Annotated in this window: 10 protein-coding genes; 4 read left to right on the top strand and 6 right to left on the bottom strand. The window is 49.6% G+C overall.

Annotated features, from left to right (window positions below; translation table 11 throughout):
* Positions 1-50: 50 nt before the first annotated feature.
* The 5 genes from AACS05_RS15435 to AACS05_RS15415 all read right to left on the bottom strand — a co-directional run bounded on the left by AACS05_RS15435 (position 51) and on the right by AACS05_RS15415 (position 6,242).
* Complete coding sequence (locus AACS05_RS15435; RefSeq protein WP_045445105.1) at positions 51-1,607, bottom strand: cyclic di-GMP phosphodiesterase; 1,557 nt, start codon at positions 1,605-1,607, stop codon at positions 51-53.
* 184 nt (positions 1,608-1,791) lie between these two features.
* Positions 1,792-2,361: a bifunctional murein DD-endopeptidase/murein LD-carboxypeptidase gene (gene mepS / locus AACS05_RS15430; protein ID WP_045445102.1), complete on the bottom strand. Its 570-nt coding sequence runs from the start codon at positions 2,359-2,361 to the stop codon at positions 1,792-1,794.
* A gap of 413 nt (positions 2,362-2,774) precedes the next feature.
* Positions 2,775-3,488 carry a phosphatase PAP2 family protein gene (locus AACS05_RS15425; protein WP_045445099.1) on the bottom strand — a complete coding sequence of 238 codons (714 nt, stop codon included), beginning with the start codon at positions 3,486-3,488 and terminating at the stop codon, positions 2,775-2,777.
* A 33-nt stretch (positions 3,489-3,521) separates the two neighbouring features.
* Positions 3,522-4,508 (bottom strand): CobW family GTP-binding protein, encoded by a 987-nt coding sequence (locus tag AACS05_RS15420; RefSeq protein WP_045445096.1) that lies wholly within the window; start codon positions 4,506-4,508, stop codon positions 3,522-3,524.
* 267 nt (positions 4,509-4,775) lie between these two features.
* On the bottom strand, positions 4,776-6,242 hold the full coding sequence (locus AACS05_RS15415; protein ID WP_045445093.1) for a mannitol dehydrogenase family protein: 1,467 nt from the start codon (positions 6,240-6,242) through the stop codon (positions 4,776-4,778).
* 202 nt (positions 6,243-6,444) lie between these two features.
* On the opposite strand from AACS05_RS15415, the gene uxuA reads away from it, so the two are divergent.
* Positions 6,445-7,635 carry a mannonate dehydratase gene (gene uxuA, locus AACS05_RS15410; protein ID WP_045445090.1) on the top strand — a complete coding sequence of 397 codons (1,191 nt, stop codon included), beginning with the start codon at positions 6,445-6,447 and terminating at the stop codon, positions 7,633-7,635.
* 42 nt (positions 7,636-7,677) lie between these two features.
* Here the strand turns inward: uxuA and pdxR are convergent, their stop codons facing one another.
* Positions 7,678-9,153 carry a MocR-like pyridoxine biosynthesis transcription factor PdxR gene (gene pdxR / locus AACS05_RS15405; RefSeq protein ID WP_045445087.1) on the bottom strand — a complete coding sequence of 492 codons (1,476 nt, stop codon included), beginning with the start codon at positions 9,151-9,153 and terminating at the stop codon, positions 7,678-7,680.
* Between the two features lie 166 nt (positions 9,154-9,319).
* Between pdxR and torC the strand changes: the two genes are divergently transcribed.
* The 3 genes from torC to torD are packed head-to-tail and all read left to right on the top strand — an operon-like array spanning position 9,320 to position 13,583.
* Positions 9,320-10,459 carry a pentaheme c-type cytochrome TorC gene (torC, locus tag AACS05_RS15400; RefSeq protein ID WP_045445084.1) on the top strand — a complete coding sequence of 380 codons (1,140 nt, stop codon included), beginning with the start codon at positions 9,320-9,322 and terminating at the stop codon, positions 10,457-10,459.
* Between the two features lie 3 nt (positions 10,460-10,462).
* Positions 10,463-12,961 (top strand): trimethylamine-N-oxide reductase TorA, encoded by a 2,499-nt coding sequence (torA, locus tag AACS05_RS15395; RefSeq protein WP_045445081.1) that lies wholly within the window; start codon positions 10,463-10,465, stop codon positions 12,959-12,961.
* Positions 12,951-13,583: a molecular chaperone TorD gene (gene torD / locus AACS05_RS15390; RefSeq protein WP_045445070.1), complete on the top strand. Its 633-nt coding sequence runs from the start codon at positions 12,951-12,953 to the stop codon at positions 13,581-13,583. The genes torA and torD overlap by 11 nt, the downstream gene beginning before the upstream one ends.
* The last annotated feature ends 2 nt before the right edge of the window (positions 13,584-13,585 follow it).

The following is a 13,585-nucleotide window of genomic DNA, read 5'->3' as shown; positions in this document are numbered from 1 at the left end:
AAGGGATTCGTCGGCTATTGTATCGTGTTTGTACACATTACATGACGCCATCACCATTTTGGCATATCGGGTTTAGCCATCCAGCGTACGAAATTATCAAGAGTCAGCGGACGGCTGACCCAATATCCCTGAAAAAAATTAACCCCATGGGCGCGTAACCAACGGGCTTGCTCCAGGGTTTCCACCCCTTCAGCAACCGTCAGCATATTGAGGCGTCTCGAGAGAGTCAATACGGCATCCAGTACCGGGGATGTTACGGTTTCTGTACCAATAGCTTTGACGAAACCGCGATCGATTTTCAGGTAATCGACGGTGAAACGTTCCAGATAGATGAGTGCGCTATGGCCGGTGCCAAAATCATCAATGGCAATTTCGAAACCGGCGGAATGCAACCACTCAAATATTTGAGTCGCTCCATGCTGATCAAGCATATCGCGTTCGGTAATTTCCAGGACTATTTGAAAATGCTGCGCAGGCATCGAGGATTTCAGTTGCTGAATATCGTCTTTAAAACTTTCGTCGTGCAGATGAGTCGGTGCAATATTGATCCCTAATTTGGCCCCAACAGGTAACACTTTTTGCAGCACAGGCGCATCCCGGGACACCAGTTCGAACAGGTGCTGGGTCAACGGCACAATCATCTGCTGTGATTCGGCATAGTGAATAAACGCATCGGGGGGAATTTCCCCTGCGGTAGGATCGCGCCAGCGCAATAATATTTCGACACCTTTAACTTCCAGCGTCTGCATATCCATAACGGGCTGGTAGACCACATAAAACTGATTGTGCTTGATAGCTGCCAGGATCTCTTTACCCGGTCGTAAACGGACTGAGTAAATGTAATAGCAGAGTAAAGCGGCAATGACCCCGCCCATGCAGCCCAACATTACGGCATACCATACGTCGTTGTATGTCCACTCATCGGTATACAACCGTATCTTTAGCGGCAGGTCACCTATTGCCACCTCACGTGAGGGGGTATCGGGGAGATCGGCAAGCGTCATTAATCGCGCAGAAAATGTCGAGATTGCGGTGTTGCCGATGAGCAGGGCAAAACCTTTAAAATCATCCTGCCGGGCAGTATAGAGAAGGTAAGGGGCCAGGTTGATATTCAGAGAGGCAAATACGCCACTATTATCCAGTGATGGATGAGGGTACCAAATCATTATGGCTGGTTTGGTCGGCATCATCGGTGTACCAGACTGGATCTCCATATCGATTTTTTTACTGATATCCAAGCCGGGTATCAATGACTGAATAGGGGAGTCCATCGCTCCGGTTGCTGACGAGCAGAACGCGATGCCGTCTTTTACCAGCAAAAAAGCGCGAACATTCAGGCTAAAAGCCGCGCTGGAAGTGAGCTTAGATGAAACTTGCTGACAGCTTTTGGGGATCAGAGGCTGTAGTGCCTGGGCAGTATAGCTGAGTTCTGCGAAGTATTTTTCCACATGATGCTGTATATCGGACGCCAGCGTATCGTACTTAACTTCTCGATTATGCCATGACATGAAAAATTGCAGAATGCTGACGAATAATGCAACGATTAACCCCGTTAAAACACAGGTGAGCAGGATTTTCCGACCGGAAGAAGAGGCGCGTTTGAACATAGTTCCTGATGTTTACCCGAAGTAACCGCTTATTATTAAACCGCTTAATCTGTATGACTATAACCTGGAATGACTCACATAGTGAGATTTTTCTTAAGTGAAGGCGTAAAGCAAAAAGCACTGCCTAAGCAGTGCTTTTTAAAAGTCTCATCAGGATAGCCAAGGGATAGCTGCCAAACGAAAATTAACTGCGGCTCAGGACCCGGCGAGCTTCGTTGTAGCGTTTTTTCCAGTAAGGCTCATTCATACTGGAGATAACAACGCCACTACTGGTCGAGGCGTGGACAAACTGATTGTTACCGATATAAATACCGACGTGACGGCCAGTGGAGCCAGCACGGAACAGAACCAGATCGCCTGTGCGCAGATTGGTGCGCGAAACGGATTTACCCGTTTCTTGTTGTTCGTAAGTTGAGCGAGGAAGCTCTAAACCAAATTGTTCACGGAATGTACGCTGTACAAAACTCGAACAATCGATGCCTTTTTTGGTGCTGCCGCCAAGGCGGTAACGCACACCTTTCCAGTCAGCATATTGATCCATGATTCGTGATTTAACATCGATATTACGAACCATATTTTCAAATTCATCCTGAGAGGCTTGCAGTGAAGAGTTATCTCCATTGCCCACAGCATGCGTCTCAGAATGCATATTCTTGGCGGTGTTCGTTGTGCTACATGCAGAAAGCAGAACCGCAACTGCTATCGCGGGTATACCCCGCAAGATATATCTCAAAATCGGTTGAGATTTGACCATTTTGTTTGTTTTCCCTTGAAGTCCTTAACGATAAATATCGTTATAAAAAATGCCAAACGTGACGAGACTAATTACCCACGCACGATGAGACAATTCTTTAAGGTCAAATCTGTGGCAGAACGCACAAATTTATTCATAAAGAGAATAATTATCCCGCGAGGCAAAACGAGTTCGAGATTACCCGATCGCTACGGTCATTGCGAGTCATTTTATGTGATTTTTTATAAGAAAAAGTGATACAGAAAGTGAATAAACGGCATTGGTCAAAATAAGAACAATCAGGGTGGGAAACATGCAATCCATTCATTTTCAACAGGAATAAGATGACAGGAGAATGACAGTTAAAATGATGAATTATTGTTCAACATCATCAGGGAATCAGAAGTATCCCTGATGATGTTAATTACTTTGCGTTATTTGTTTAAAAAATGTTTGTTTTTACCCGGAAGATAATTAGCAAAAAGAGTCACCATCCGGTCGCTTAATGGCGTCATTAGCCACCAGGGCAGTCCAATCAATACTACCGTCATTGAACCGACCACGATATCAGTGAGCCAGTGAGCGCCGATCATTACACGCGGAAATGCAAAAACCACAGCGATAATAAGGCCGATTAATCCTGCGACTTTTCCGAAATAACGCAGCATAAATGCGGAAAAAATAAGCAGCATCATACCGTGATCGCCAGGGAAACTGTCTCTTGACGCATCTTTGGTTGGAATATGCAGCAGTTCACTGACGCGATTAATATTATCCAGCATCAGGGTGGGGCTGGCGCGTTTAACCGGAATAAGCGCCTGGCCCAACTGGTTTAATACCACCGCAGTGAGCAGCATCACCAGGCCAATAGCGACAATACGCCGGCGCCCGGTTGGTGTTTCTTTTAACCAGAAACTCAGCATTAGTGCGCCCATCGCCAACAATGAGCAGCCGTCAAATGCCCGATTGTTGGTGATTGCAACAATCCACAGGAAGAGCGGGCTTTCAACCAGTTTCTGATTAAAGAAGTGGAAGACGCCATAATCAATAGAAAACCAGAAACCATGCCCGGTCGGAATGTACCATGACAGAAACAGCGCCAGGCCAGCGATGTTGAGCATAAGGATAAGAGGGTATCGAGTTTTCATCGTCGTTTTCCATTGCTAAAAACGCAGGCAACCTTACGCGCAACCGTCTAAACGAAGCCTCAACAATGCGCTCTGTAACGCATTCCAGTCGGTCTCAGTGTCTGAGATGAGTTCAATACGGCTGTCCGGCGGTGCGACATTTTGTGTCTCAATATGCCAGTCGTCGCCCTGACGATTAATCCGCACCAGTCCTTCTTTAATACGCATAACGCCCTTTACGCGCCCGACCGGGGCAAGACGTGACCATTCCAGCAGGCCGATGGTATCGAACACGGCATCAGCATCAAAAATCCAGCCGCAGGCCTGATGACCCTGCCCACTGTTCAGGCTACGACGCCAGCGTTGTTGTGCAGGCAGACTCAGCGCCGCCAACCCCTTTTTGTCAGCATGTTGGTGGGTGTGCGCTGCGCTGGAGGGAAGTTCAGCCAGATTCAGTCGCGGTAAATCCAGTAACTGCCCGTCAATTTTTCCGTGCTCGGCATGAATCAACTGGCGATTTCCGCCGTAATGCTGCCACCAGGTTTGCAGGGCATTCTTGCTTTCCATTGTGGCGCGATCTGATTTGTTGGCGACAATGACATCTGCGGCAGCTAGCTGATCGCGGAAGTTATCATTAGCGACGCTTTTTTCGTCCAGTAACAGGCGTGGGTCAAGGATGCAGAGCGTGGCGCGCAGATCGATCCATGGTTCGTAAACCGGAGCGGTGAGTAAGTCCAGAATCTGTTTTGGGTGCCCAAGACCGGTAGGTTCGATCAGCAGCCGGTCAGGTTTTCCCTGGCGCAACAGCGTATTGAGACCAACCTGCATCGGTAAACCGTTAACGCAGCACATGCAGCCACCGGGGATCTCCTTTAGCAGCGCTCCGCTGTCAGCCAACAAAGCACCGTCAATGCCGACTTCACCAAATTCATTGACCAGCACGGCCCACTTCTCTGCGGGATCTTTGTTCGCCAGTAAATGAAGAATCGAGGTGGTTTTGCCACTGCCGAGAAAACCGGTAATGAGGTTGGTTTTAGTCACGTTTGCTCCAGAATTATAAAATGCCGTGATAGCGTTCAATAATCCTGGCGAAAAAAAATGAAAAAGAGAAGGGGAGAGACGACGAAGGAATGCTTCGTCCTGTTTAGAGCCTATCCCATTAGGCTATTTTATTTGTCATTTTGTATCCTGGCAGTGCCCATAATCCTCACGTACTGCATGCACGCTTCGGTTGTTCCGCGCTGTTCGTATCCAAACTGACTGCAACAATCTACGCCTAATGGGATAGGCTCTTAATGGCAGAGATCGTTAATTTTTTAACGTATCAATTACTGCCTGGTGCGCACCGTGCTGGGCAATACGTTGCCATGCCTGCTCAATGGCGCTGACAAATTGCGAATTTTGCACCAGATCGGTGGCAAAAATTTCGTGCAAGGAAAGTAATGCGGTGACACGCTCTGATTCCGTACTGCGCTCGACAATTGTGCGGATTTTTTCACTCATCGGGTCGCGTATATCTATGGCTGAGCCTGCATCGTCCACCCCGCTAACGTAACGCATCCAGCCCGCAATACCGAGTGCCAGCAAGGGCCATTCGCTTTGGCGCGCTAAATGTACGCGGATGCTTTCCAGCATGCGCTGCGGTAATTTCTGGCTCCCGTCCATCGCGATTTGCCAGGTTTTGTGCTTTAGCGCCGGGTTGGCAAAGCGTTCCAGCAGGCTGGTGGCGTACAGGTCTAAATCAACGTCGGTGATTTGCAGCGTGGGGGCCTGTTCATTGAGCATCAGGCAGTAAGCGGCTTTACGAAACGCACTGTCTTGCATACAGTCGCTGATGTGTTGAAATCCGGCCAGATAACCGAGATAGGCCAGAAACGAATGGCTGCCGTTGAGCATTCGCAGTTTCATTTGTTCCCACGGCAGAACGTCATCGACCATCTGTACGCCCGCGCGCTCCCACTGGGGGCGACCAGAGACAAAGTTATCTTCGACGACCCACTGGATAAAAGGCTCGCAGCTGATTGCACAAGGGTCGGCAACGCCCAATTCATGGGCAATTTCATCCAGTGACTCTTCGGTCGCGGCCGGGACAATGCGGTCTACCATGGTGCCAGGAAAACTGACATGCTCTTGTATCCACAGCGCCAGTTCAGGCGATCGCTTTTCTGCCATTCCCAGTACGGCATTTTTTACCACATGGCCATTGTCCGGGATGTTATCGCAGGAGAGTACGGTAAAAGGTGGCACTCCTCGCTCGCGTCGGCGGTGCAGGGCTTCAACAATGATACCTGGTGCTGAGTGCGGTTCATCCGGCGTCTGTAAATCGTGAACAATGCGCGGGTTGGAGATATCAAGCGTCCCTGTCGCCGGATCAATACAGTAACCTTTTTCGGTGATGGTTAAGGAAACAATAGCCACCTGTGGCTCGCAGAATTTTTCAATAATGGCTGCCAGTGAATCCAGCTTAGCGTTCAGACACTCTTTGACGGCGCCAATAACAATTGACTGATTGCCATGCGCGCCTTTTTCTAACACGGTATATAAATGATCCTGCTCACGAAGTTGACTCATCAGTCGATCGCCACTGAACAGACTGATCTCACAAATTCCCCAATCGCCACCCTGTGCATTCAGTACCCGATCGGTCAATAAGGCCTGATGAGCACGGTGAAATGCCCCGAAACCAAAATGTACGATCCGCGTTTTTAATTGTTGTCGATCGTACTGAGGCATCAGTACATTTTCCGGGAGTTGGGCGGAGGCAATAGTTTTCATTAAATACACCTGATTAACCATTAATTAACAATGCCAGTATAAAGTTATATGACAGCAAATTAAATTGGTATGCCTTATTTATCCGGGGAATGTGAGCTTGATCAATCAATCATCGGCGTTCTGTTGATCATTCAACGGATGCCTGTATGGTAGTCGTCATTCGCGCAACTTAATTTGGTATAACAACTTATGAGGTGAACCAATGGAACAAACCTGGCGTTGGTACGGACCTAACGATCCGGTATCGCTTGATGATGTGCGTCAGGCTGGCGCAACTGGTGTTGTGACCGCCTTGCACCATATTCCCAACGGTGAAGTGTGGCCCGTCGAAGAGATTCAAAAACGCCAGGCCATTCTGGCTGAAAAGGGGCTGACCTGGTCGGTGGTGGAAAGTATTCCGGTTCACGAAGATATCAAAACGCTCTCCGGGCAATATCAAACGTGGATTGAGAATTATCAGCAAAGTATCCGTAATCTGGCGACCTGCGGCATTGATACCGTGTGTTATAACTTCATGCCGATTCTCGACTGGACGCGTACTGACCTTGAATATCAGTTGCCGGACGGCTCTAAAGCGTTGCGTTTTGATCAGATAGCGTTTGCAGCCTTTGAGTTGCACATCCTGCAACGTCCAGGTGCTGAGGCGGATTACACCGTGGAAGAGCAGCGCCAGGCCCGGGACTATTTCAATTCCATGAGCGCCGCTGATATTGAAAAGCTGACCCGCAATATTATCGCTGGTCTGCCAGGTGCTGAAGAAGGTTATACCCTGGATCAATTCCGCGCGCGTCTGGCGGAATACGACGGCATCAGCAAAGATGATCTGCGTAATAATATGGCTGTTTTTCTGCGTGCGATCGTACCGGTAGCAGAAGAAGTTGGCGTGCGCCTGGCCGTACATCCTGACGATCCGCCACGCCCGATCCTCGGCCTGCCGCGTATCGTTTCTACGATTGAAGATATGCAGTGGCTGAAAGAAACGGTAGACAGCATCTATAACGGTTTCACCATGTGTACCGGATCATACGGTGTGCGTGCGGATAACGATCTGGTGAAAATGATTGAAACCTTTGGCGATCGTATCCACTTTACGCATTTGCGCTCAACCTGCCGTGAAGAAAACCCGAAAACTTTCCACGAAGGCGCACACTTACAAGGTGATGTGGATATGGTATCGGTAGTGGCTGCCATTCTGACCGAAGAACAGCGTCGTAAGAAGGCGGGCGATCTGCGTCCAATCCCGATGCGTCCGGATCATGGACACCAGATGCTTGACGATCTGCACAAAAAAACCAACCCAGGCTACTCTGCTATTGGTCGTCTGAAAGGGCTGGCTGAAGTTCGTGGTGTTGAACTGGCACTGAAACAAACACAGTTCCGCGATCTGTTGTAATGTCGCTAACAGGGATTGAGCGTCAGGCTCGATCCCTGTTCATCACCAGGGCTGCAATAATGCCTGCTCCAGCACCGTCAGTACCTTGTTTATCTGCTGTATTTGCAACCCACCAAAACCGAAAAACATGACAGCGTCGCTGTTCTCTTTACGCCAGGCATCTTCCGAACCATTTTCAATGTTCTCCAGCGTATCAAAACGGATACCTGCCTGCAGACAGCGCGCTTGCAGTTTTGCGATAACCTCGGGTGATCTGGCTATGCGCAAAGAGAGGTGCAGGCCTGCCGTCGCACCATCGATTTTCCCTTCAGGAAACAAAACTGAAAGGCCGTCACGCAATAGGGTAAGACGTGCTGCATAGCTGCAGGCAAGTTTGCCAAGATGGGTATAAAACACCTGATTTTGCATGAGCTCAGCTAAAAACTGCTGCAATAACCACTGGCTGCCGTTGTTATTTAGCGCTTTCATATTCTGTACAGCCGGTAGAAGCTCATCGGGACAAACGAGATAGCCGAGACGCACCCCCGGCCCCAGCGTTTTTGAGAATGTCCCCATATAGATAACCCGATCGTGATAGTCCATGGCTTTCAGTGCCGGAAGAGGATTCTCTCCGTAGGTAAAAACGGCATCATAGTCATCTTCAATGATGTAGGCTCCAACGCGCTGTGCCCAGGTCAGTAATGACTTTCGTCGTTCTAACGACAGAACATTTCCCATCGGGTATTGATGAGCTGGTGTCACATAACAAAGCTGGGTTTCAACTTCGGGTAAATTATCAGTGCGTAGGCCATGGCTATCGACTGCAACAGGGGTAATATCCGCGCCGTAATAATTAAACAGGTGCCATGCGCCAGAATAACAAGGGGATTCGGTCACAACATGACACTTTTTTTTCTGTGATACAGCATGATGAATAATAAATATTTGGCTAAGCAGAGATAATCCTTCCTGAATCCCATTGGTAATAATGATGTTCTCTGCACGAGTATTAATACCTCGGGATAAATTAAGGTATCTGACCATTTGATCACGTAATGGAAATAATCCATTTGGTGAATGATAACGAGTAAGCAATTGTTCCTTAAGTACACTGGGAGCATTATTCCATTTTCGCCAACTTGCCCAGGGAAAGGCATTGGGATCGGGAACGCCCATCCGGCAATAGAACTCTCTGCCCATCTCACCGTAGACATCGGTGGAAGCCCCCGCAGGCTTGGGCTTTACTGGCGGAGAGCCTTCTGCAGAGGTCACGTGTGTTGGGGGGCTACGCACCGGAGCCGTAAAGATCACTTCATAACCAATACCCTGCCGGCTCTTAATAAAGCCCGCCGTCATGAGCTTTTCATACGCCATAACTATCGTAATCTTGGCAACATTTAATGTTTGGGCTTGCTCACGGATAGAGGGCAGTTTGTCACCGCAAAGCAAATCTCCCTGCTGAATAGCCTGGAAATAAAATTGAAAGATCTGCAATTGCAGTGGAGTACGGCTTTCTCTGTTGAGAGACAGTGTCAGCATGAGAAATTCCTTATTAAAACATTATTGGCATATTACGACTTTCGGCTTTCCACTATTTTGACGCGCCTCATAGAGTCGGTGCTGTTCCTACGCCCCACCTTCAGTGTCTCTATTTTTGATTTTTAATATCCCTTAGCGTGTCGCTATTAAAATAATGGAGGCAAGTATGTCGTGGATAAGAAAAAACGCGCTTTGGTGCGTATTCGGCGGAGCAGTAGCAATGTCCTTCGTCATTTGGGGAACGTGGCAGGGCGTACATTACACCAGCACCACTGAGTTTTGTTTATCGTGCCACGCGATGGGTACTGCAGGGGAGGAATATAAAACCAGCGTGCATTTTCGAAATGCCTCTGGCGTTCGCGCGGAATGTAAGGATTGCCACATTCCACCGGGTATTGTTCCAACTCTGATACGTAAGACGGAAGCGTTAAACGATCTATACCACACCATTATCTCTCCTTCGATCGATACGCCTGAGAAATTCAATCTTAAGCGTGCGGAACTGGCGCAACGGGAATGGGCGCGCATGAGCGCTAACAATTCCGCGGCCTGTAAATCGTGTCATAGCTATGAAGCGATGGATCACGCTAAACAGTCTGCTAATGCGGTGGCACAAATGACGGCGGCTGCGGCAAAGAACAGTAACTGCATTGACTGCCACAAAGGCATTGCACATCACAAACCCGATATGAGCAGCGGTTTTCGCGATCGTTACAAGCAATTGCAGAGTCAGGGTGAACAATTACCCAAGGCGACGACGCTGTATTCGTTAGGTGAAAAATCACTGGCTGCCACAGCAGAGAGTGCTGCAGGTAAAGCCATGCTGTACCCGGCAACGGAAGTGCGTGTGCTGAAAAGAGAGGGGAAAAACGTTCAGATAGAACTGACCGGCTGGCGGGAAAGCAAAGGACGTGGTCGGGTGATAACTCAGTATATGGGCAAACGCGTTTTCGCTGCCGTATTAGATGCTTCGCTGATGAATAATGTGAAGATTCAGCAAACTCAGGTTGATCCTGAGTCACATCAGGAATGGCAACTGGTGAGCGTGATTGCCTGGAGTTCTGCGGATGGTTTTACCGACAATGTTGACTCCATCTGGCAATACGCCGATCAGATGTTGCAGTCCACCTGTAGCGCCTGTCATAGCACACCGCCAACGAGTCGTTATACCGCTAATGGCTGGATCGCCGGCTTGAAATCCATGTCCACCTACTACCGGCTTAATCCGGTGGAAGATCGCACGCTGTTGAAATATCTCCAGACTCACGCCAGCGATGTACCTGAATCTAACAATACAAAAGGATAATTTATGGATATTCATGATTTTAACCCGTCACGTCGACGGTTTTTGACCGGAATGTTAGCCGTTGGCGCCGCCAGCGCATTAGGGCCGAATCCCCTGATCTTAAAGGTCTGGGCTGCAGGTGAAAATCCTGAGCAATGGATCCAGTCAGGTTCGCACTTTGGCGCTTTTGAAGCCAAAGTCGTGAACGGTGAATGGATAGATACCCGTCCATTCAAACATGATAAATATCCCTGCGATATGCTCAATGCCGTTCGGGAAGTGGTTTATAACCCATCGCGCGTGCGCTATCCGATGGTGCGGCTGGACTGGTTACGCAAACGTGAAAAGTCAGATCGCAACCAACGTGGCGATAACCGTTTTGTCCGTGTGAGCTGGGATCAGGCGTTGGATCTGTTCTATGAGGAGCTGGAGCGGGTGCAAAAGACCTCTGGTTCTTCGGGCGTATTTACCGGACTGGCGGACTGGCAAATGATTGGAAAATACCATAAGGCCGGCGGCGCGATGGACCGGGGACTTGGCTTGCACGGTAGCTATGTCACTACCGTTGGCGACTATTCAGCTGCAGCGGCGCAGGTGATTTTGCCTCACGTGATTGGCTCGCTTGAAGTCTATGAACAGCAAACTTCGCTCCCGTTGGTTATCGAAAATACCAATACAATCGTGCTATGGGGTTGCGATCCTATCAAGAACTTACAGATCGAATTCCTCGTTCCCGATCACGACGCATTTGGATACTGGCAGCAGATTAAAGAGGCCGTCGCGCAGGGTAAAATGCGGGTTATCAGCGTCGATCCCGTACGCAGCAAATCGCAAAACTATCTTGGCTGTGAACAACTGGCGATAAGACCGCAAACTGATGTTGCTTTGCTACTGGCGCTCGCACATACCTTGTACGAAGAAAAACTATACGACGCCGCGTTTATCAGCGATTACACCGTTGGGTTCGAGCAGTTTTTGCCGTACCTGACGGGAGAGAGCGACAAACAGCCGAAAAACGCTGAGTGGGCGGCGGAAATTTGCGGCCTGACTGCGGAGCAAATTCGCGATTTTGCCCGTTTGCTGGTGAAGGGGCGCACACAATTTATGGGTGGATGGTGCGTGCAGCGTATGCACCATGGCGAACAATATCCCTGGATGCTGGTGGTACTGGCCAGCATGGCCGGACAAATTGGGCTGCCTGGTGGCGGTGTGGGCTTTGGCTGGCATTACAACGGTGGCGGTACAGTCACCTCTGCTGGCCCCGTACTGAGTGGCCTCGGCAGTATCAACAACCCGCCTGCTGCGAAATACAAAGCGGACTTTCGCGGCGCTTCGGAGCATATTCCTACCTCACGAATGATCGATTGTCTGCTGGAGCCGGGCAAGAAGATCGCTTTCAATGGTGAAACATTAACTTTTCCTGACATCAAAATGGCGATTTTCAGCGCGGCCAATCCGTTCCATGCCCAGCAGGATCGCAACCGGATGATCGATGCCTGGAAGAAGCTGGAAACCGTGGTAGTTCTCGATCATCAGTGGACGGCATCTTGTCGTTTTGCAGATATCGTCCTGCCCGTGACAACGCGCTTTGAGCGTAACGACATTGAGCAGTTTGGTACACATTCGAATAAAGGGCTGATGGCCGTCCGCCAGGTTGTCAAACCCCAGTTTGAAGCGCGACACGACTTTGATGTCTTTGCCGGTCTGTGCAAACGCTTTGGTCAGGAAGAGACATATCGCGAAAAGCGCGATGAAATGCAGTGGATAAAATCCATTTATGAAGAGGGCGTGAAAACCGGGTCATCACTTGGCGTCAGTATGCCGGACTTTGAAACCTTCTGGCAGGGCGAAGGATACATTGAATATCCTGTCGGGAAGCCGTGGGTGCGACATGGAGAATTTCGCGAACAGCCGGATATCAATCCGTTAGGAACGCCTTCCGGTCTGATTGAAATCTACAGTAAAACCATCGCTGGTTTCCAGTATCAGGATTGTCCTGGACATCCGGTGTGGATGGAGCCATTTGAGCGCAGCCATTCTGGTAAGAAAGATAAATATCCGCTGCATTTGCAATCCTGCCACCCGGATAAACGCCTTCATTCCCAGCTCTGTTCCAGCGATGCGTTTCGTAATACCTATGCGGTTGCTGGAAGAGAGCCGTTGTACATGAGCGAGGCGGATGCCCGTGCGCGTGGCTTAAAAGCCGGGGATATTGCGCGCGTATTTAATGCCCGTGGTCAGGTGCTGGCGGGCGTGGTAATCAGCCCTGACTACGCGGCTGGCGTTATCCGAATTCATGAGGGAGCGTGGTATTCGCCGCAAGAAGGTGGGAAATCGGGCACGTTATGCACCTATGGCGATCCGAATGTGCTGAGTGCGGATGTCGGTACATCGCAACTGGCGCAGGGACCTTCAGCGCATACGGTACTGGTCGAGGTGGAACGATACCAGGGGAGTGCCCCACAGGTCACGGGTTTCGGTGGTCCGGAGGTCATGAAAGAGGAGAAGGTTAGTGCAGCATAATCACATTTTTCAGCAGCGTGCAGCGGTATACCAGTGGTTTTCGCAACTGCTGTTCCGTGAGCTGCACGAGGAGCAACTCACCAGCCTGGAAAGTGGGGAAAACCGAAAGTGGCTGGCGTCGCTAACGGCGATCCCTGGGTTGTCTTTTGATATCAAAAATCTGGAACGCAGCCTTGCCCGGGTGCTGCGCCGTGAAGACCGACAACTGGAGCTGGCGGCGGATTTTGCCTCGTTGTTTTTGCTGGCGCCTCCCGGCGGTGTTTCTCCCTATGCGGGACATTATCCACATACGACGGCGGCCGAAGAACGCAGGGAAATGAATGTGCTGTTAGTTGAGTATGGGCTGACACCGCATGAAAATGAGACTGCCGACCATATTGCTGTACAGTTGTCATTGATGGCGAGAATGGTTGCCAATAAAGAGAAGCTGTCCGCGCAATATTACTTTTTGCATCATCACATCATGTGCTGGGCACCGCTGTTACGGGAAAGCTGCTTGCACCGGGACGAAGAGGGATTTTATCCTCAGGCGGTTAATGTCATAACGCATTTTATGCGTGAAGATGAGTTGTATCTGGAATCTCTTTTGATGGACGATTTTTACCTCAGCAGCCAGAGCTGAAA

The sequence above is a fragment of the Citrobacter sp. S-77 genome (assembly GCF_963864895.1).
In the GTDB taxonomy this organism is placed as follows: Bacteria; Pseudomonadota; Gammaproteobacteria; order Enterobacterales; family Enterobacteriaceae; genus Citrobacter; species Citrobacter murliniae.
This window is presented reverse-complemented; position numbering and strand designations above follow the sequence as displayed.